The organism is Pseudomonas sp. ML2-2023-6 (genome assembly GCF_037055265.1).
Lineage (GTDB): Bacteria > Pseudomonadota > Gammaproteobacteria > Pseudomonadales > Pseudomonadaceae > Aquipseudomonas > Aquipseudomonas kulmbachensis.
On the sequence record NZ_CP146347.1, the window covers coordinates 5,255,366 to 5,275,608 of the forward strand.

Annotated in this window: 17 protein-coding genes; 10 read left to right on the forward strand and 7 right to left on the reverse strand. The window is 59.9% G+C overall.

The features are described 5' to 3' along the window. Nucleotides 1-26: 26 nt before the first annotated feature. The 6 genes from V6L79_RS24395 to V6L79_RS24420 all read right to left on the reverse strand — a co-directional run bounded on the left by V6L79_RS24395 (nt 27) and on the right by V6L79_RS24420 (nt 6,111). The gene (locus tag V6L79_RS24395) at nt 27-791 is read right to left on the reverse strand and encodes an ABC transporter ATP-binding protein (RefSeq protein ID WP_261739787.1); all 765 of its coding nucleotides are present in this window, start codon (nt 789-791) and stop codon (nt 27-29) included. 25 nt (nt 792-816) lie between these two features. Then, a complete protein-coding gene (locus tag V6L79_RS24400; RefSeq protein ID WP_261739788.1) occupies nt 817-1,605 on the reverse strand; it encodes an ABC transporter permease in 789 nt (262 codons plus the stop codon). Then, nucleotides 1,602-2,504, reverse strand: a complete 903-nt coding sequence (locus tag V6L79_RS24405) for an ABC transporter permease (RefSeq protein ID WP_321838309.1) — start codon at nt 2,502-2,504, stop codon at nt 1,602-1,604. Before V6L79_RS24405 ends, V6L79_RS24400 begins: the two co-directional genes overlap by 4 nt. A 162-nt stretch (nt 2,505-2,666) precedes the next feature. Next, the gene (locus V6L79_RS24410) at nt 2,667-3,761 is read right to left on the reverse strand and encodes an ABC transporter substrate-binding protein (RefSeq protein WP_261739790.1); all 1,095 of its coding nucleotides are present in this window, start codon (nt 3,759-3,761) and stop codon (nt 2,667-2,669) included. Nucleotides 3,762-3,797: 36 nt separating this feature from the next. Beyond that, nucleotides 3,798-4,709, reverse strand: a complete 912-nt coding sequence (locus V6L79_RS24415; protein WP_261739791.1) for a TauD/TfdA family dioxygenase — start codon at nt 4,707-4,709, stop codon at nt 3,798-3,800. Between the two features lie 184 nt (nt 4,710-4,893). Continuing rightward, nucleotides 4,894-6,111, reverse strand: coding sequence for a benzoate/H(+) symporter BenE family transporter (locus V6L79_RS24420; protein WP_321834641.1), 1,218 nt, complete (start codon nt 6,109-6,111; stop codon nt 4,894-4,896). 90 nt (nt 6,112-6,201) lie between these two features. Between V6L79_RS24420 and V6L79_RS24425 the strand changes: the two genes are divergently transcribed. After that, the gene (locus V6L79_RS24425) at nt 6,202-7,695 is read left to right on the forward strand and encodes a PLP-dependent aminotransferase family protein (protein WP_338579624.1); all 1,494 of its coding nucleotides are present in this window, start codon (nt 6,202-6,204) and stop codon (nt 7,693-7,695) included. Nucleotides 7,696-7,863: 168 nt separating this feature from the next. Here the strand turns inward: V6L79_RS24425 and V6L79_RS24430 are convergent, their stop codons facing one another. Further along, nucleotides 7,864-8,211 carry a DUF6124 family protein gene (locus tag V6L79_RS24430; RefSeq protein ID WP_261739794.1) on the reverse strand — a complete coding sequence of 116 codons (348 nt, stop codon included), beginning with the start codon at nt 8,209-8,211 and terminating at the stop codon, nt 7,864-7,866. 491 nt (nt 8,212-8,702) lie between these two features. Here V6L79_RS24430 and V6L79_RS24435 point away from each other — a divergent pair, with 491 nt between their 5' ends. The 9 genes from V6L79_RS24435 to V6L79_RS24475 all read left to right on the forward strand — a co-directional run bounded on the left by V6L79_RS24435 (nt 8,703) and on the right by V6L79_RS24475 (nt 20,243). Further along, nucleotides 8,703-8,942: a type II toxin-antitoxin system RelB/DinJ family antitoxin gene (locus tag V6L79_RS24435; RefSeq protein WP_019827369.1), complete on the forward strand. Its 240-nt coding sequence runs from the start codon at nt 8,703-8,705 to the stop codon at nt 8,940-8,942. Then, the gene (locus tag V6L79_RS24440) at nt 8,932-9,219 is read left to right on the forward strand and encodes a type II toxin-antitoxin system RelE/ParE family toxin (protein WP_019827368.1); all 288 of its coding nucleotides are present in this window, start codon (nt 8,932-8,934) and stop codon (nt 9,217-9,219) included. The genes V6L79_RS24435 and V6L79_RS24440 overlap by 11 nt, the downstream gene beginning before the upstream one ends. A gap of 122 nt (nt 9,220-9,341) precedes the next feature. After that, nucleotides 9,342-10,553 carry a CmpA/NrtA family ABC transporter substrate-binding protein gene (locus V6L79_RS24445; RefSeq protein WP_338579625.1) on the forward strand — a complete coding sequence of 404 codons (1,212 nt, stop codon included), beginning with the start codon at nt 9,342-9,344 and terminating at the stop codon, nt 10,551-10,553. Nucleotides 10,554-10,567: 14 nt separating this feature from the next. After that, nucleotides 10,568-11,143, forward strand: coding sequence for an ANTAR domain-containing response regulator (locus V6L79_RS24450; RefSeq protein ID WP_261739797.1), 576 nt, complete (start codon nt 10,568-10,570; stop codon nt 11,141-11,143). 251 nt (nt 11,144-11,394) lie between these two features. Next, the gene (locus V6L79_RS24455) at nt 11,395-12,606 is read left to right on the forward strand and encodes a NarK/NasA family nitrate transporter (protein ID WP_261739798.1); all 1,212 of its coding nucleotides are present in this window, start codon (nt 11,395-11,397) and stop codon (nt 12,604-12,606) included. A 7-nt stretch (nt 12,607-12,613) separates the two neighbouring features. After that, entirely contained in the window at nt 12,614-14,284 is a 1,671-nt protein-coding gene (locus V6L79_RS24460; protein ID WP_321834651.1) for a bifunctional protein-serine/threonine kinase/phosphatase, read from the forward strand. Nucleotides 14,285-14,758: 474 nt separating this feature from the next. Then, nucleotides 14,759-17,212 carry a nitrite reductase large subunit NirB gene (gene nirB, locus V6L79_RS24465; protein ID WP_321834653.1) on the forward strand — a complete coding sequence of 818 codons (2,454 nt, stop codon included), beginning with the start codon at nt 14,759-14,761 and terminating at the stop codon, nt 17,210-17,212. Beyond that, complete coding sequence (gene nirD, locus V6L79_RS24470; protein WP_338579626.1) at nt 17,209-17,526, forward strand: nitrite reductase small subunit NirD; 318 nt, start codon at nt 17,209-17,211, stop codon at nt 17,524-17,526. The genes nirB and nirD overlap by 4 nt, the downstream gene beginning before the upstream one ends. Then, nucleotides 17,526-20,243, forward strand: a complete 2,718-nt coding sequence (locus V6L79_RS24475; protein WP_338579627.1) for a molybdopterin-dependent oxidoreductase — start codon at nt 17,526-17,528, stop codon at nt 20,241-20,243. The genes nirD and V6L79_RS24475 overlap by 1 nt, the downstream gene beginning before the upstream one ends.

The following is a 20,243-nucleotide window of genomic DNA, read 5'->3' on the forward strand; positions in this document are numbered from 1 at the left end:
TTCTCTGAATTTTAGGTAGCAAGGGTTCAGTGCAATTCGGCGAAGTCGCTCAGCACATCGTCGCGCAGGGCGATAAAGCGGCTGTCACTACGGTTGCGCGGGCGCGGCAAATCGATATCGAGGATGCGGCGGATACGCCCTGGATTGGGCTGCATAACGACCACGCGGTCGCCCAGAAATACCGCTTCATCCACATCGTGGGTGACCAGGATCATGGTGATTTTTTCCTTGGCCCAGATGTTTTGCAGCTCGCCTTGCAGGCGGGCACGGGTCAAGGCATCGAGGGCCCCCAGCGGCTCGTCCAGCAACAGCACGCTGGGGCGATTGACCAGGCCGCGAGCGATAGCCACCCGCTGGGCCATGCCGCCGGAGATCTGGTGCGGGTAGGCATCGATAAAGTCTTGCAGGCCCACCAGTTCAATGTGCTCGCGCACGGTGTCGCGCTTTTCCTTTGCGCTCAGCGGCGAATTCTTGAGGGCAACTGCAACGTTCTGCTCAACATTGAGCCAAGGGAACAAACGGTGATCCTGAAACACGATGCCGCGCTCAAGACCGGTGCCGTCGATGGGCTTGCCGTCGAGCAGGATGCGCCCGTCGTATTCCTCGTCCAGTCCCAGGATCAACCGCAACAAGGTGGATTTGCCGCAACCGCTGGCGCCGACGATGCTGATGAATTCGCCGGGGGCGATGTTGAGCTGAATATTGTCCAGGACCTGCAATTGGCTGGTGCTGCCCGGTCGGGAAGCAAAGCGCTTGCTGATGTTTTCCAGGGTCAGGCTGTTATTGAGCATGCTGCAATCCTTCTGAAAGTGCCGATCAACGCGGGTCAATGCCGTACAGGCGCTGCATCCGTCGCTCAAAAATCCGGGCCAGGGCATTGAGGCTCCAGCCCACCAGGCCGATGACCACCATGCCGAACAGCACCAGGTCCATCATGAAATGCTCACTGCCATCGATCAGCGTGTTGCCAATGCCCTCCCCCGATACCAGCAGGTATTCGGCACCGATAGTTGCCAGCCACGAGTACACCAGCGCCAGATACAGCCCGGTGAAAATCGACGGCAAGGCGGCGGGCAGCATGACCCCGACGATGGTTTGCCAGCGGCTGAAGCGGTATACCCGCGCCACTTCCAGCAAATTGGGCGGGACGTTGCGCAGCCCGTCGCAGGTGTTGACCACCACCGGCACCAATGCCGCCAGCGACAGAAACACCACCTTGGCCACATCCCCCAGGCCGAACCACACCGAGATCAGCGGGATCCAGGCGAACAGCGAAATCTGCTTGAACGTATTGAAACTTGGGCCCACCAGACGCTCGAAGTAGTGCGACAGGCCAAGCAGGCAGCCCAGCACCAGCCCAAGCGTGGTGCCGATAAAAAAGCCACTGAGGTTGCGCGCCAGACTGGCGCTGATGGCCCGCCAGAATTTGCCTGATGCAATCTGGTCCCAGGCCGTGGCTGCGACTTTTTCCGGTGAAACCAGCAGACCGGACTGGCTCCAGCCCATGTGCGAGGCCAGCCACCACAGGGCGACGGCGCCAATCGGCAACACCCAACCGCGATAGCGACGGCTGCTGCCATGACTGATTGCCAGTGCGCTACTCATGACAGGCGCCCCGCTGCAGGTGCGCGACCACGATTGAGGCGCCGCTCGGCGTAATCGAAACCGCGATCGATCAACAGGCCGATCCCGCCGACCACCACCACGGCAGCCATCACCAGATCCAGCTGGAACAGTTGACGACCATAAACAATCAGGTAACCCAGCCCTTCGCTCGACGCCACCAGCTCAACCACCACCAGCGATAGCCAGGCCTTGGTGAAGCCCAGACGCAGGCCGGTAAACAGGGTTGGAACAGCCGCAGGCAAGACGATAAAAATCACGCTCTGCCAGCGACTGAAACCGTATGCCCGCCCGGCCTCCAGCAAGCCCTTGGGCGCTTGATGGAAAGCCTGCAAGGTACACAGCGTGATCGGCACCAGGGCCGCCTTGGCAATCAGCACATACTTGAGCGGCTCACCGATGCCGAACAGCAACAAGGCAAACGGCAGCCAGGCCAGTACCGGAATTTGCACAATGGCGTTGAAGGTGGGCAGCAGATAATCCTCGATGGTTTTCGACAGCCCCATGGCCAGCCCCAACACCACACCAATGGAGGCCCCGAGGGCAAAACCGACCACCACCCGCTGCAGGCTGGCGGCGGCATTTATCCACAGGTCGCCGGAGGCGAAGAGGTCCGAAAGGGTTTCGTAAACATAGGCGGGTGGCGGCAAGACCTGCTCTGACAGCCAGCCCTGCTCCACCCCCAGATACCACAGGCCCAACACGGCCAGCGGCAACAGCCAAGGCAAGGCTCTGTCACCCAACTGCGAAGACCAGGCCCAAGTGCGCGGCACCTCGACCTTGCGTACCGGGCGCGTCGGTGCTGGCGGCAAGCGCTGGACGTTGCCCTTCGGTAGCGCCGGTACGTACTGCTCTGGTGCAACTGTCTGTGCCCTGGCCATATGCGTGGTTCCTTAGCTATTACAAAAAACGGAGTTCCTGTTAGCGACCTTGTGGGAGCGGGCTTGCTCGCGATGCAGACGACATGGTCTGTCTGGATAACCGCGTCGATTCAATCGCGAGCAAGCCCGCTCCCACAGGGGTATCCCCATAGGGGTATGCAGTTACTTGCCCGCTACAGCATTGCCTTCAGGCTGCTTGCCATCCGTGCCATAGGCCGTCCAGAAGTTCTCCAGGCCTTTGGCCTTGAGCGCGGTCTGCAGGTAGCCGGGCTCAAACCAGCCATCGATGCTGACCGGACGGCGGATCAATTTTTCGTCCTTGGCCTGATCCGCCACCGCCTGATAGCGGCTGACCAAAAAGGTGTCGATCAGCGGCGAAGCCCTGTCCCGCAGGCTGACCCCAGTGAAATCGGCGCGCAGTGAGTCCACAGGGTCATTGCTTTTGGCCCACTCGGTGAAGACCTCATCACGGTGGCTGTCTTCAGAGGTCCAATGCGCGGCATCCACCAGCGTATCGACCACTTTTTGCACATTGGCCGGATGCTCTTTTTCATAAGCACCACGCACCACCAATGCGGTTTGACGGGTGTAGCGCACATCCTGATCCGGGTTGTCGTAAACGATGTCGATCAGGCCCTTGTCACGCAGCTTGAACAGTTCACGACCGCCAAAGGCGGCATCCACACCGTTGGAAACCAGCGCTGCCTGAGTGCTGCCGGTATCGAGGTTGATGACCTTGATATCGCGCTCGGTCAGACCGTGCTCGGCCAACAGGTTGATCGACACCAGATGGCCGTTGGTACCGCGAAACACCGCGACTTTCTTGCCTTTAAGGTCTTCGATAGTCTTGATCTCAGAGCCTTTTGGCACCGCCAGATACAGATTGGCTCGCACACCCAGTGCTGCCAGCAGCCTGGTGTCCAGCCCATTGGAGCGCCCGACCACTGCGGGCAAGTCGCCCTGGTAGGCGAAGTCCAGCTGCTGATTGGACAAGGCTTCGTTAACCGCAGGGCCAGCCCCTTTGAAGAAGAACCACTGCACCTCGGTGCCCGTTCCGGCGAAGGCTTTTTCCAGCAGTTGCTGGTTGCGCACTATGCCCAGGGGCGAGCCGCTGAACGTGACCGGATCACCGCCACCGGCGCTCGCCACGCCGATGCGCAACACATCGGCCTCGGCCAGCGGTACAGCCATGACCACAGCCAGCACGGCAGCGATGCGGGTCTTGCGCAGCAGGGTATTTACTTTGAATGAGGCCATGGGCAGATCTTCCTTGGAGCGATGAGGTGCGGCCCGTCAGGCGGCGAGGTGTTTTTTGTCGGCTTCGGTTTTCGGCGAGCGGGTGTCCGGGGTCGGCTTGAGCGCTTGGCTCAGGCGGCCGTCCACACCCACCGGCACATCGCCGTCGATGGTGGTGCGGCGCACGATGCGCTGGGCATCGCCGTAGTCGTTGATCGCTATATGCTGGGTGGCGCGGTTGTCCCAGATCACCACATCGCCTTCCTGCCAGCGCCAACGCACGGTGTTGTCGACATGGGTAATGCGGTCGTGGAACAGGCGAATCAGCTGCTTCGAGTCGCTGCTGCTGACACCCTGGATCTCTTTGACAAAGTGCCCCAGCAACAAACTTCTTTCGCCAGACTCCGGATGAACGCGAACTAACGGATGTTCGGTTTCATAAACTTGGGCGGTGAATTGTTCGCGATAACGCTTAAGGCCAGACTCATCGGTATTACGCGGCGCGGCATAGTCATAAACATTGGTATGCAAGGCGCGCAGGCTGTCGGCAAGTTGCTTTAGAGGTTGTGGCAAGTCGGCATAGGCTGACGCCGTATTGGCCCACACGGTGTCGCCGCCATAAGGGGGAATGACCACACCGCGCAAGATCGAAATTTTTGGATAATTGGCAACAAAGGTCACATCGGTGTGCCAGGAGTTGGCTCGGGTTTCCTTGGCATCCAGATTCAGGATGGCAGCACTTTGCTCGGCAGAGCGTACGGTTGGATGGGGTACTTGATCGCCGAAACGTCGGGAAAACGCTTCATGCTCAGCGTCATCCAGATGCTGGTCACGGAAGAACAGGACTTTATATTTCAACAAGGCCTGATTAATAAACTCGAACGCTTGGGCACTGATATCACCGCCCAGTTTAACGCCTTCAAGTTGTGCACCAATTCGACCCGCCACGGGTTTTACTTGAATAGTCATTACGCCACTCCTGCCTCACGAGTTGTTGTGGACAGATCATAAAGGCATAAAAGTAGCGCTGACTAATCACTATTTAATCTAAAGATAGATGGGCATTTTAATAGAACAAAGACTATTTAAACTCCGACAAACAGTTATAAATCCTAGGGTTGTAAGTTAATAACCAATTTAATTATTTACCTGTTTACTTGGCCGCCTGCACCACCGCTGAACGCCCTGGCAAGCGGCCATTGAGCACCGCGTAGGCCACCAACCCGATCAGTAGCCCCCAGAATGCCCCGCCAATACCCAGCAACGTGATGTTGGCGGCGGATGCCAGAAAGGTGATCAGCGCCGCTTCCCGGGATTTGGCGTCTGCCATCGCGCTGGCCAGGCTGCCACCGATGGTGCCGAGTAACGCAAGCCCGGCCAGAGTCGTGATAAAAGTGGCTGGGAATGCCATGAATACTGCCGCCAGGGTCACGCCGAAAATCCCCACCAGAATGTAAAACACCCCCGCCGCAATGCCTGCGATCCAGCGTTTGGACGGATCCTGCGAGGCTTCCTTGCCCGTACAAATAGCCGCTGTGATCGCCGCGATGTTGAACGCGTGGGAGCCAAAAGGCGCCATCAGCAAAGAACCGAGCCCGGTGAGCGTGACTATCGGATTGGCGCTGGTTTTATACCCGTCGTTACGCAGCACCAGCATGCCGGGCATGTACTGCCCGGTCAGGGTGATCAGAAACAATGGCAGCGCCACGCTGAGCAGAGCATTGAGTGAGAACTCGGGCCGGGTGAAGACCGGCGTCGCCAATTGCAGTGACAGGCCCGTCAGGTCAACACGCCCCTGACTCAGCAGAAATACCAGCCCCAACACCAGAATGCCCACCACGGCGTAGCGCGCACTAAAGCGTTTGAGTACCAGGTAGGCGGCGATCAACAGCCCGACCAGCAGCGGGTCAATGCTCATGCCGGCAAACGCGCCGATACCGAACTGCAACAGGATCCCGCCCAGCAACCCGGCAGCTATACCCGGCGGGATCAAGCGAATGAGCTTTTCGAAATAGCCGGACAAACCCAGCAGCACGAAGGCCGCAGCCGAGATCATGTACGCACCTATCGCTTCGGCATAGGGCGTGGTGGCCAGCGCCACAACCAGAAACGCCGCAGCCGGTGTCGACCAGGCAGTGATGATCGGCGCACGGTATTTCCAACTGAGAAACAACCCGCTCACCCCTACCCCAATCGATACCGACCACACCCACGAGGCGGTCAGTTCAGGGCTCAACCCGGCGACCTTGGCCGCCTGAAAGACCAGAATGAACGTACCGCCATAATTGACGATCACCGAGATTAAACCCGCGATAACCGGGTGAAGCAGATCGCGTAAACGCAGGGTTGAAGTTGAGGCGGTGGATGACATGGCGATGCTCCGTGCAAGTGGCGACGGGCAAAGTGTACGGATAGAATGGCCCGCCATTGCAGGCCAATTTACCCATCTAGAGCAGACCACATGGGCAAAACATTTGAGCTTGAAACCCTGAAAATCCGGCTCAACGATGTCGAGTTTCAACCGTTGGATTTGCACCAGCGAATTCAGCGAGCCCTGCGCAGCCTGATCCTCGACGGTGCTCTGGACCCCGGCCTGAAACTGCCCGCCACGCGAGTGCTGGCCCGGTCGCTCGGGGTAGCTCGCGACACGGTGGAGAACGCTTATGTACAATTGCAGCGTGACGGTTTTATTGTGCGCCGCGAAGGTTCGGGCAGTTATGTCTGCCAGAGTGTCGGCAGCCAATTGCACGGGGTAAGGCGCAGTCGCAATCAACGACCTGCGGCCCTGCGCAGCCAGGCGCTGCCCGGTTCGGGCTTGAGTCGACGCGGGCAAATGATCCTCGACAGCGGCGGCGTAAACGATCAACAGATGATCAGGGCGTTTGCCACCGGCCTACCGGAAACCCGCTCTTTTCCCGTAGCGGTCTGGGAACGCCTTCAGCGCCAGGTCATGAAGGAACACCGCGCCCATATTTTGTTGCACGGCGACCCGCAAGGCGCCGAGCCGCTGCGCAAAGCCATTGCAACGTACTTGAACCTTGAGCGCGGGGCCAAGTGCGTCCCCGAACAGATTCTGGTGCTGAGCAGCACCCGTCAGGCCCTGTTCCTGTGTGCCCAGTTACTGGTCGACGCCGGTAAACCGATCCTGCTCGAAAACCCCGGCTACTTCGGTGCAAAAAAAGCTTTTGAGAGTGCCGAGGCCCAGATTGTGCCGATAGACGTTGATGCCCTGGGCATCCGCACCGACCTGCTGCGCGCCGACCGCAGCGGCGCAAACTGTGTGTATGTCACGCCGTCTCATCAATACCCCACCGGGGCGACCTTGCCACTGCAGCGCCGTCTGGAGTTGATCAACTGGGCGCTCGAGCAGAGCAAGTGGATCATCGAGGACGACTACGACAGCGAATTCCACTACGACGGTTTGCCCACCGCCTGCGTGCAGGGGCTGGATAAACACCAACGCACGCTCTATATCGGCACTTTCAGCAAGACGCTCTATCCGGGCTTGCGCATGGCCTACATGGTGCTGCCTGACGAGTTGGTCAAACCTTTCACCTATGCGCGCAGCATCATGGACGGCCACACGCCCCAAGTCCTGCAACTGACCCTGGCGCGCTTTATGGAAGATGGTCACTACAACGCCCACGTGCGTGCCATGCGCAAACTCTACGCCGGGCGTCGGGCCACGATGCTCGACGCTATCGACCGACATTTGCCGGGCATCGTCACCGCCCTGCGTCCGCAAGGCGGGTTACAGATCCCCTGTTTTCTGGCCGAAGGCCTGTCAGAACAAACAACCATTCGCCAAGCTGCCGCTGCCGGTATCCAACTGCCCGGCCTGAGCCGCCTTTACGCAGGCAAAGAGAAGCAACAAGGCTGGCTGTTGGGTTATTCATCCCTGACCGCCCATGAAATCGAGACCGCCATGGCGCGACTGGCCAGCGCCATTAGCTAGAGGCTGTTCTCTGAAGCGATTTCTGCCTCTTGTGGGAGCGTTGCTCTTAAGTGAACAACATTGCACCCGTAGACTGGTTTGTTGGCTGGTTTGTGCCGGTACGGATTTAGCCCATCGTACTTTTGATAAATATATAACGCGCCTGTCGCCAATCAGGCGCGTGCTGCCTCAGTGCGTTGCCAGCGTGTCCAGCGATTTATCGACATAACCCTTGGCCAGCTCCACCAAGTGCACGGTCGACAACACCAAGTCGCGCGCGGGCCCGCTCAAGCCATTCCCCGCCTCATTCGCGCAGGCACCCGCACAGCGCAACAAGTCTGACGCCTGGGCCAAAGCCGCTTCTGAATTGACGCTGTCCGGGATGGCATACAGGGCCGTGCCCACAGGGCGAAAAGGCTTATGGTTTTGCAGGTAATAATTGAGCGCACGCTCGGTGGCGATACGGTCCAGCAACGGGTCGTGACTGTCAGCAGCATCGAGGGGAGAAACAGGGGGATCGGGAGTGATTTTTTTCATCGTGAAGACTCCTAGTACATCAAAAGGAGCTGTCACTTATCGCGACTAAACGAATGGGTGGCAGCCGTGCGCAGGTTAGTCGACCGGTGTACTAGGAACCCGGCGCACCCGAAGGCGCCCTGCGCACGGCCACCATAAAACGCAGGCCGAAAAAAAGCGCCTCGCTAAGGTGGCGCATTGCGCCTAGTAACACCGGGCGACTAAACCCGACCGCTGTTTTGCAGCGGTGGAGCGAGACTATTCCCCGATTTGGACAGGCGCAAGCGAACGGGATTTTCTCGGATGTTTCACGGGAATGAAAGCGAATCGTCGTACGAATCACCTGATTATCTCTAGCTAGGCTCACAGAGCTGACCGCCCTTCTTTGGTTTGGCGGCTTAAACTCAGGAGCACATATGAACAATGCAGAACATTCAACCGCCCAATGGCACTTGAATAAGAAACGAGCAGATGCCAACGTAATGACAAATGTCATTACACGAGTCAAAACCATGGCCTCCATCAATATCCGCATCGACGATGAACTCAAAGCCCGCGCCTACAAGGAACTTGAGCGTTTGGGTGTCACCCCCTCGGAACTGGTCCGCCAGGCATTGCAGTACGTAGCCGAACGCGGCCAACTGCCCTTTCGCCCCATGCTGGTGACAGAAGAAGACGAAGCACTCATCAACACCGTGCGCGAACGCCTGGCAGCGCCGCAAAGGGTCAAGGTGACACTGGATGACCTTTGATCTTGAGTTTGACCAGCGCGCCCTCAAGGAATGGCACAAACTCGCTGACACGGTCAGGCTGCAATTCAAGAGCAAATTGTCAGAGGTGTTGCTCAACCCCCGCGTTGAAGCCAACCGGCTGCGCAAGCTGCCCGATTGTTACAAAATCAAGTTGCGCAGCGCGGGTTACCGCTTGATCTATCAGGTCATTGATCAAGAGGTTGTGGTGTTCGTCGTCGCCGTTGACAAGCGCGAACATCAGGCCGCGTATCGCAAGGCGCAAGACCGCTTGAAGTAGACCAGCCCATCAAAGGCAACGGCTAATCCAAAGCCCTTTAACAGCGGGATTTCAACTGGGTTTACCCCTCTGGCATATGCCTTGCACCCTCGCTGTATGCTTTTCGCCAAGGTGCAACTCCCATGATCGAACCACACACAGGCCCTCTGGCCTGGGTCAACGGCAGCGATGCCCCGGAAAAAACCGAAATCAACCTCGGCTTTATGGCCCTCAGTGATTGCGCCTCGGTGGTGGTCGCCGCCACGCAAGGGTTCGCCCAGCCTTATGGCCTGACTCTGAACCTCAAGCGCCAGTCGTCCTGGGCCAGCCTGCGGGACAACCTGGTCAGTGGCCAGATCGACGCCGCCCACAGCCTGTACGGCCTGATCTACGCCGTGCACTTGGGAATTGGGGGCGTGGCGGCCACTGATATGGCCGTGCTGATGGGGCTCAATCAGAATGGCCAGAGCATCAACCTCTCCCACGGTTTGCAAGCCCTGGGCGTGACCCGTCCTGAGGCGCTGCAACAACACGTGCACCAAAGTCGCTCAAAACTGACCTTCGCCCAGACTTTTCCCACCGGCACCCACGCCATGTGGCTGTATTACTGGCTGGCGAGCCAGGGTATCCACCCGCTGCAAGACGTCGACAGCGTGGTGGTGCCACCGCAACAGATGGTCGCGCACTTGCAGGCAGGACGGATTGACGGGTTCTGCGTGGGCGAACCGTGGGCCGCCAGTGCGGTAAAACAGAACATGGGCTTCACCCTGAGCACCACCCAAGCGCTGTGGCCCGACCACCCGGAAAAAGTCCTCGGCTGCACCAAGGCTTTTGTCGAGCAGTACCCCAATACCGCCAGGGCGCTGGTAATGGCGATTCTCGAAGCCAGCCGCTTTATCGAGCAAAGCGCCGAAAACCGGCGCAGCACCGCGCAGTTGTTGAGCGCCCCCGAGTACCTGAATGCCCCCGTTGAGTGCATTGAACCGCGCCTGCTCGGCGACTACCACGACGGGCTGGGCAATCACTGGCAAGACCCCCACGCGCTGCGCTTTCATGGCGACGGCGCGGTCAACCTGCCGTACCTGTCCGACGGCATGTGGTTTATGACCCAGTTCCGCCGCTGGGGCTTGTTGCGCGAAGACCCGGACTACCTGGGCATAGCCCGGCAGGTTCAGCAACTGGCCCTTTACCGCGACGCCGCCAACGCCGTTGGCGTGACCGCTGGTACAACGGACATGCGCAGCAGCCAACTGATCGACGGCAAGGTGTGGGACGGCACGGACCCTGCAGCTTATGCACGAAGCTTTGCGCTGCATGCCATGAGCGCCAACACTCCTCTTCTCGCCCGTCGTTGACTGGAACCTGCCCCATGCTGCGTATCTTGCTGATCAACGACACGGCGAAAAAAGTCGGCCGCCTTAAAGCTGCGCTGACCGAAGCCGGATTTGAAGTCATCGACGAGTCGGGCCTGACCATCGACCTGCCCGGGCGCGTCGAAACGGTGCGCCCGGATGTCATCCTGATCGATACCGAGTCACCCAGCCGCGATGTGATGGAGCAAGTGGTACTGGTCTCACGGGACCAGCCACGGCCGATCGTGATGTTCACCGACGAGCACGACCCCGGCGTGATGCGCCAGGCGATCAAGTCCGGGGTCAGTGCTTACATCGTCGAAGGTATTCATGCCCAGCGCCTGCAACCGATTCTCGATGTGGCCATGGCCCGCTTTGAAAGCGACCAGGCTCTGCGCGCCCAACTGCACGCCCGCGACCAGCAACTGGCCGAGCGCAAGCGCATAGAACTGGCCAAGGGCCTGTTGATGAAAATGAAAACCTGCAACGAAGAAGAGGCCTACACCCTGATGCGACGCCAAGCCATGAGCCGCCAGCAGAAGTTGATTCAAGTGGCGGAACAGATCATAGCCATGAGTGAGTTGCTGGGCTGACACCCTTCCCTGTAAATACTTCAACTGTGGGAGCGAGCAGGCTCGCTCCCACAAGGGGTGAGTTATTCACCTGTTGGCACACTTCTCGCTAAGCACTCACTACCGGTAACCAACGGCGGTTGCCCTACTTACGACAAAGACGTCGCTCACCTCATTCGCCCATGGCGGATCAGGTAGCGGCGTTTTTTCGTTTTGGCAACAGACCCACGCTCATGACTCCTTCTCGAAACGATTAACCGTTGAGGTGCGCGATGAATTCAAGCTTCTGGAAATCCGGCCATACCCCGACCCTGTTCGCGGCGTTTCTCTATTTCGACCTCAGCTTTATGGTCTGGTATCTGCTCGGCCCGCTGGCGGTGCAAATCGCCGCCGACCTGCACCTGACCACCCAACAGCGCGGGCTGGTGGTGGCCACGCCGATTCTGGCCGGGGCCCTGCTGCGCTTTGTGATGGGCCTGCTGGCGGATCGCCTGTCACCGAAAACCGCCGGGCTGATCGGCCAGGTCATTGTGATCTGCGCGCTATTTGTCGCCTGGAAACACGGGATTCACAGCTACGAACAGGCCCTGCTGCTGGGGCTGTTTCTGGGCATGGCCGGTGCATCGTTCGCGGTGGCCCTGCCGCTGGCCTCGCAATGGTATCCGCCGCAGCACCAAGGCAAGGCGATGGGCATCGCCGGTGCTGGCAACTCGGGAACGGTATTCGCCGCCCTGCTGGCCCCGGTGCTGGCTGCGGCCTATGGCTGGAGCAATGTATTCGGCTTTGCCCTGATCCCGCTGGTGCTGTGCATTTTCGTATTTGCCTGGCTGGCCAAAAATGCCCCCGAGCGACCAAAAGCCAAATCCATGGGCGACTATTTCAAGGCCCTGGGTGATCGCGACAGCTGGTGGTTCATGTTTTTCTACAGCGTAACCTTCGGTGGTTTTATCGGCCTGGCCAGCGCCCTGCCCGGCTACTTCAACGATCAATACGGACTGAGCCCGGTGACTGCGGGCTACTACACCGCAGCCTGCGTGTTTGGCGGCAGTTTGATGCGGCCTTTGGGCGGCGCACTGGCGGATCGCTTCGGCGGGATTCGCACGCTGCTGGGGATGTATGCCGTGGCGACCATCAGCATCGCCGCCGTAGGTTTCAACCTGCCAAGTTCCTACGCTGCATTGGCACTTTTCGTCTGCACCATGCTGGGACTGGGCGCTGGCAACGGTGCGGTTTTCCAATTGGTGCCGCAGCGTTTTCGACGTGAAATCGGGGTAATGACCGGCCTGATCGGCATGGCTGGCGGTATCGGCGGCTTCGCCTTGGCGGCAGGTATGGGCGCAATCAAGCAAAGCACCGGCAGTTATCAACTGGCCTTATGGTTGTTCGCCAGCCTTGGGGTTCTGGCCTGGTTCGGCCTGCATGGGGTCAAACGTCGCTGGAGAACCACCTGGGGCTCCGCTGCCGTGACCGCTGCCCGAGTGTGAGGCCGCGATGAGCCTGCAACTGAGCTTTGCCCACGCCAGCGCTACCGGGCCACGCCCGGAGAATCAAGACGCACTGCGCGAAGTCACGCCAGTGCCAATGCTGGCGGCGAGCAAGGGGTATCTGTTCGCCATCGCCGACGGTGTCAGCCAATGCGCCGACGGCGGTCTGGCCGCCCGCTCGACCTTGCAGGCTCTGGCGCTGGACTACTACGCCACGCCCGAAACCTGGAGCGTTGCGCAGGCCTTGGAGCGCTTATTACTCGCGCAGAACCGCTGGCTCCAGGCCAATGGCGGCGGGCAACCGCTATTGACCACGGTCAGTGCCCTGGTGCTGCGTGGCAAGCGATTTACCCTGGCCCATGTCGGCGATTGCCGGGTGTACCGCTGGTACGCCGGGGCCTTGCAGCGCATCAGCGAAGATCATGTCTGGGATCAGCCGGGCATGCAGCATGTGCTTAAACGGGCGCTTGGGCTTGATCAGCATCTGGTGGTGGATTTTCTCGACGGTGAAATGCGCCAGGACGAGACCTTTGTACTGCTCAGCGATGGCGTCTGGTCGACCTTGGGCGATAGCGCTATCGCCGCCCTTTTGCGTGACCTGCCCGACCTGCAAGACGCCGCCAGCACACTGGTCAATGCCGCGCACCGAGCAGGCAGCCAGGACAACGCCAGCGCCCTGCTGGTACGGGTCGATGCCCTGGGCGAGAGCGGCATCGGCGATGCATTGATGCAGTTGCAGCAATGGCCACTGCCGCCCGTGCTAAGGCCGGGGCAGCACTTTGAGGGCTGGCAGGTCGAAAGCCATCTTGGCCAGAGTCAGCAGTCGTTGCTCTACCGGGTACACGACGCGCAACAACAGCCTTGGCTACTGAAAACCCTTCCCGCCCGCCTGCACGACGATCATCTGGCCGGGCAAGCGTTGCTATCGGAAGAATGGTTTCTCAAGCGCGTGGCCGGGCGACATTTTCCTGAAGTACACCCCGCCAACCTGCGTCAGCATCTGTACTACGTGATGCGTGAATACTCAGGTTCAACCCTGGAAAAACTCTACGCCAAGGGCGGGCCGCTGCCTCTGGCGCAATGGCTGGAACTCGCCGAGCGTCTGCTGGGGGCCGTGGGCCTGCTGCATCGACGACAGATTTTTCACCGCGATATCAAGCCGCACAATGTGTTGTTGGGTGACGACGGCGAACTGCGCTTGCTGGACTTCGGGCTAGCCTACTGCCCGGGCCTCTCGGAAGACCTGCCATCAGCGCTGCCCGGCACACCCAGTTACATCGCCCCGGAAGCCTTTCGAGGCGAAAAACCTGGCCCTAAGCAGGATATTTACGCGGTGGGGGTGACCTTGTATTTCCTGCTGACCGGGCATTATCCCTACGGTGAAATCGAAGCCTTCCAACGCCCGCGGTTTGGCGTTCCGGTGAGTGCCAGTCGTTATCGGCCCGACCTGCCGGAATGGATTGCCCACAGCCTGGAGCGCGGCGTTGCAGCCGACCCCGAGCAGCGTTTTGAAACGGCCGAAGAGTGGTTGCTGCAACTGGAACAGGGCGAGCGCCAGAGCCTGAACATCCGCCCCAGACCTTTGCTGGAGCGAGAGCCGCTGAAGGTGTGGCGAGGGGTGGCTTTGGTGTCGTTGGTGATCAATCTGGTGCTGATGTTTTTGCTGCTTCACACATGACATACGCTCGAAAACCTCTGTAGATACTCTGTTCCAGGTCAAGCCCCAGTGGGAGCGAGCCTGCTCGCGAATGATCTTCGCGAGCAGGCTCGCTCCCACGCTTGAAGTATCTCTGTAGCCGCTGAGGAGGAACGAAGGCTGCGATCAGCGTAATACGCTCGTCAGCGGCTACGGGAATAACGCTCCAATATTGGGCGCGGCGCTTTTATTCGGTGCACAAAACTCCGCCCCTAAAAACTTCCCCCCCTTTAAACATGGGCTTTTGACGACTTGGCACAACCGCTGCATTAGCTGAATCATCAATCATAAAACCCGGCCTTCAACGACGAAGAACGGGTTTCCCGAGAGAACGGGACAAGGACAAAGGTGTCCTCGCCAGGTAACTGGCGGGACGCCTTTTTTTGTTTGCGCACAATTTGTCGAGCAAGGCCGCAATGCCCCACATAAGGCAGGCCCCAGCTCCCGGAGAACCTGATGAAAAAACTAAAGTTGGTGATGATCGGCAACGGCATGGCCGGGGTTCGCACCCTGGAAGAGTTGCTCAAGCTGAGCAATGAGCTGTACGACATCACGGTCTTCGGCGCCGAACCCCATGCCAACTACAACCGCATCCTGCTCTCGCCAGTGCTGGCCGGTGAACAGACGTTCGAAGAGATCGTGCTCAACGATCTGGACTGGTATCTGGACAACAACATCAAGCTGCTGCTCAACCGCAAAGTAGTGAAGATCGACCGGGTCAAGCGCCGAGTCATCGCCGAAGACGGCACTGAAGCCGAATACGACCGTCTGCTGATCGCCACCGGCTCAACCCCATTTATATTGCCAATTGCGGGCAACACCCTGAACGGTGTTATCGGCTATCGCGACATTGCCGACACCCAGGCAATGATCGACACCGCCAAAACCCATAAGCACGCGGTGGTTATCGGTGGCGGCCTGCTCGGTCTGGAGGCGGCCAACGGCCTGATGCTGCGCGGTATGCATGTGACCGTGGTGCATATCGGTGAATGGCTGCTTGATCGCCAGTTGGACCCGATCAGCGGCCAATTGCTGCAAACCGCCCTTGAAGCACGCGGCCTGCATTTTCGCCTGCGCGAACAGACCAACGCCCTGCATGACGCGGGTAATGGCCGGGTCGGCTCGGTCGAGTTCAAGAACGGCGACATCATCCCCGCCGACCTGGTGGTGATGGCCGCGGGCATTCGCCCCAATACCGAACTCGCCGAGCAGGCAGGCATCCCGTGCAATCGCGGGATTCTGGTCAACGACACCCTGCAAACCTACGACCCGCGTATTTACGCCATCGGTGAGTGCGCCAGCCATCGCGGCATCGCTTACGGCCTGGTGGCACCATTGTTCGAGCAGGCCAAGGTCTGCGCCAACCATCTCGCGCAACTGGGCTTTGCCCGTTATCAAGGTTCGGTGACTTCGACCAAGTTGAAGGTCACCGGCATCGACCTGTTCTCCGCTGGCGACTTTATGGGCGGCGAAGGCACCGAAACCATCACCCTCAGCGACCCGATTGGCGGGGTCTACAAAAAACTGGTGATCAAGGACGATATTTTGGTCGGTGCTTGCCTGTACGGCGACACTGCCGACGGCGGATGGTATTTCCGGCAGATCCGTGAGAATCACGCCATCGGTGAGATCCGCGATCATTTGATGTTTGGTGAAAATGCCATCGGCGACGTAGGCCATCAGGGCCAAGACAAGGCCATGAGCATGGCCGACACCGCCGAAGTCTGCGGCTGCAATGGGGTGTGCAAGGGCACCATCGTCAAGGCGATCCAGGAGCACGGGCTGTTCAGCGTCGACGATGTCAAAAAACACACCAAGGCCGCCAGCTCCTGCGGCTCCTGCGCAGGCTTGGTGGAACAGATCCTGATCAACACCGTGGGCGGCGCGGCAGACGTCAAACCGAAGAGCGAAAAAGCCATCTGCGGTTGCAGCGACCTGAACCACGGGCAAATCCGCCAGGCCATCCGCGATCAACACTTGCTGACCATCGCCGGCACCCAGAGCTACCTGAACTGGCGCACGCCCAACGGCTGCGCCACCTGCCGCCCGGCACTCAACTACTACCTGATTTCCACCTGGCCGGGCGAAGCAAAAGATGACCCGCAATCGCGCCTGATCAACGAGCGCGCCCACGCCAACATTCAAAAAGACGGTACCTATTCGGTGGTCCCGCGGATGTGGGGCGGTGTCACCAACCCGTCAGAGCTGCGGCGCATTGCCGACGTGGCCGACAAGTACAACGTGCCGATGGTCAAGGTCACCGGCGGGCAGCGCATCGACTTGCTGGGGATCAAGAAACACGACCTGCCCGGCGTATGGAAGGATCTGGACATGCCTTCCGGCCACGCCTACGGCAAATCAATCCGCACGGTGAAGACCTGCGTGGGCAGCGAATTCTGTCGCTTCGGTACGCAAAATTCGACGCAACTGGGCATTGAGCTGGAGCACGACCTGTTCAATATGTGGTCGCCACACAAGGTGAAACTGGCGGTATCCGGTTGCCCGCGTAACTGCTCGGAAGCAGGTATCAAGGACGTAGGGATTATCGGTGTGGACTCCGGTTGGGAGATGTATATCGGCGGTAACGGCGGGATCAAGACCGAGGTTGCCGAGTTCTTCGTCAAAGTCAAAACCGCTGAAGAGGTGCGCGAGTACAACGGCGCCTTTTTGCAGCTGTATCGCGAAGAAGCCTTCTACCTCGAACGCACCGTGCATTACCTGCAGCGGGTCGGTATGGAGCACATCAAAAAGGCCGTGCTTGAGGACCCGCAGCGGCGCAAGGCGCTCAATGACCGCCTGCAATTCTCCCTGTCGTTCGAGCAGGACCCGTGGAAGGAGCGTCTGGCTCAGCCCCAGCTGAAAAAAGAGTTCGACGTTATCCCCCTGAAAAACCTGGAGGTGCTGGCATGAACTGGCTGGATATCTGCTCACTTGAGGAAATCAACGCCCTGGGCTCGCGGATCATTAGTGGGCCAAAGGGTGACATCGCGATTTTTCGCACCAGCGACGACGAAGTGTTCGCCCTCGATGACCGCTGCCCGCACAAGGGCGGCCCGCTGTCCCAGGGCTTGATCTACGGTAAGCGCGTGTCGTGCCCGCTGCACAACTGGCAGATCGACCTGCAAAGCGGCGAAGCTCTGGCCCCGGACATCGGCTGCGCCCATCACCACCTGGCGCGGGTCGAAAATGGCCGGGTGCAGCTGGCCCTGCGGGACGCAGGCTGATGAACCGCCAGATCACCGCCTCCACCTGCTGCTACTGCGGGGTCGGCTGCGGCGTGCTGATCGAGCATGACGGCGAGCGCATTCTCGGCGTCAGCGGCGATCCGGCGCACCCGGCCAACTTCGGCAAACTGTGCAGCAAGGGCTCGACGCTGCACCTCACCGGCGACCTCAACGCCCGTGCGCTGTACCCACAATTGCGTCTGGGCAAGGAGCTGGCCCGTGGCCGCACCGACTGGGACAGCGCCCTCGATCACGCCGCCAATGTGTTCGCCGCCACCATCGCCGAACACGGACCCGACAGCGTGGCGTTTTACATCTCCGGGCAGTTGCTGACCGAGGACTACTACGTCTTCAACAAACTGGCGCGGGCCCTGGTGGGCACCAACAATATCGACAGCAATTCGCGGCTGTGCATGTCTTCGGCCGTGGTCGGCTACAAGCGCAGCCTGGGCGCCGATGCACCACCATGCAGCTATGAAGATCTGGAGCTGAGCGACTGCGTGATGATTGTCGGCAGCAATATGGCCTACGCCCACCCGGTGCTGTTTCGTCGGTTGGAAGAGGCAAAAGCCCAGCGCCCGCAGATGAAAGTCATCGTGATCGACCCGCGCCGTACCGATACCTGCGATCTGGCCGACCTGCATCTGGCGATTCTGCCCGGCACCGACGTCGCATTGTTTCACGGGATATTGCACTTGCTGTTGTGGGAAGACTGGGTCGACCGCGACTTTATCCAGGCCCATACCCAGGGCCTGCCCGAACTGAAAAACCTGGTGCGCGATTACACCCCGCAAATGGTGTCGCAGTTGTGCGGCATCAGCCTCGAGCAACTGCAGCAATGCGCCGAATGGGTCGGCACGTCGCCGAGTTTTCTGTCGTTGTGGTGCATGGGCCTGAACCAGTCCACTGCCGGTAGCGCGAAAAACAGTGCGCTGATCAATCTGCATCTGGCCACCGGGCAGATCGGCCGTCCAGGTGCCGGGCCGTTCTCCCTGACTGGTCAGCCCAATGCCATGGGCGGGCGCGAAACCGGCAGCCTATCCAACTTGTTGCCCGGCCATCGCGACGCCGCCAATGCTGAGCATCGAGATGAGGTCGCCGCCTACTGGGGCGTTGAGCAACTGCCGCAGAACACCGGCCTGAGCGCTATCGAGCTGTTTGAGCAGATGGCCAACGGCAAGATCAAAGCAGTGTGGATCGCCTGCACCAACCCCGCACAGTCCATGCCGGATCAGACAGCTGTGCGGGCCGCGTTGCGGGCCTGCCCGTTTGTGGTGCTGCAAGAGGCGTTTCATACCACCGAAACAGCCGCCTTCGCCGACCTGCTGTTGCCCGCCGCCAGTTGGGGGGAAAAGGACGGAACGGTGACCAATTCCGAACGGCGTATTTCCCACGTGCGCAAAGCCATCGCTGCACCGGGTGAGGCGCGCTCCGACTGGGCGATTACGGTTGATTTTGCACAACGACTGGAGAAGCAACTGCGCCCGGCGCGCAGCAGCCTGTTTGCGTTTCAAAGCGCAGCGCAGGTGTTCGACGAATATAAGCACCTGACCCAAGGCCGTGATCTGGACTTGTCGGGTATCAGCCATGCCGTGCTCGATGCCATCGGCCCGCAGCAATGGCCGTTCCCGGTGGGTGCCCGTGAAGGCACTGCGCGGCTGTATCTGGACCGGATTTTCCCAACTGCCAGCGGCCGGGCGCAGTTTGTGGCCGACCCTTATAGGGCAGCCAAGGAGCAACGTGATGCACGCTTCCCGCTGACCCTGATCACCGGCCGCCTGCGTGACCAATGGCATGGCATGAGCCGCACCGGTACCGCCTCGCAGTTGTTCGGTCATGTCAGCGAAGCGGTATTGAGCCTGCACCCGGACGAACTGCGCCGCCATCGCCTGCAGCCCGGAGATCTGATCAGCCTCAAGAGTCGGCGCGGCGCGGTGATCCTGCCGGTCAGCAGCGACGACAGCGTGCGCCCTGGGCAGGCGTTTTTACCGATGCACTGGGGCGACCGCTTCCTCAAGGGCGGGGTCAATACCCTCACCCTGCCAGCGTTCGACCCGCTGTCCAAACAGCCGGAACTCAAACACAGCGCCGTACGGCTAGAGCCGGTGCAATTGCCCTGGCATCTCTTCGCCCTGATTGAGGGCGATGTTCAACAAAGCTTCGAGACACTGCGCCCACTCTGCGAAGCCTTTTCTTACGTTAGTTTCAGCCTGACCGGCCGCGAGCGCCCTGCGCTGCTGATTCGTGCGGCCAGCGCCAGCGCACCGGACCCGCAGTTGCTGCGTGATATCGACCAATGCCTGGGCCTTAACCAGGGGCCGGTGCTGGCTTACGACGACCCGCGCCGCTCCATTGGCAAGCGGGTGCGTATCGAAAGCGGGCGCATTACCGCCATTCGCTTGGCTGGCGAAACCCTCGCCCAGCACTGGCTGCAAAGCCTGTGGCTGGAAGGCCGGGCCGATGAACAACTGCGGCGCTGGTTACTGGCGCCGCTGAGTGTGCCGCCGGGCAACGTCGACACCCCGGCCGGTGGCAACAAAATTGTATGCAACTGCAAGAACGTCAGCCAAAGCGCGGTCTGCACCGGTATCAGCCAGGGACTGGACTTGCAGGGGCTGAAAAATACATTGGGCTGCGGGACGCAATGCGGTTCCTGCGTCCCGGAAATCAAGCGTTTGCTGGCTGCCCAAGCGCAGCCGATCGCCGTTATCGCGTGA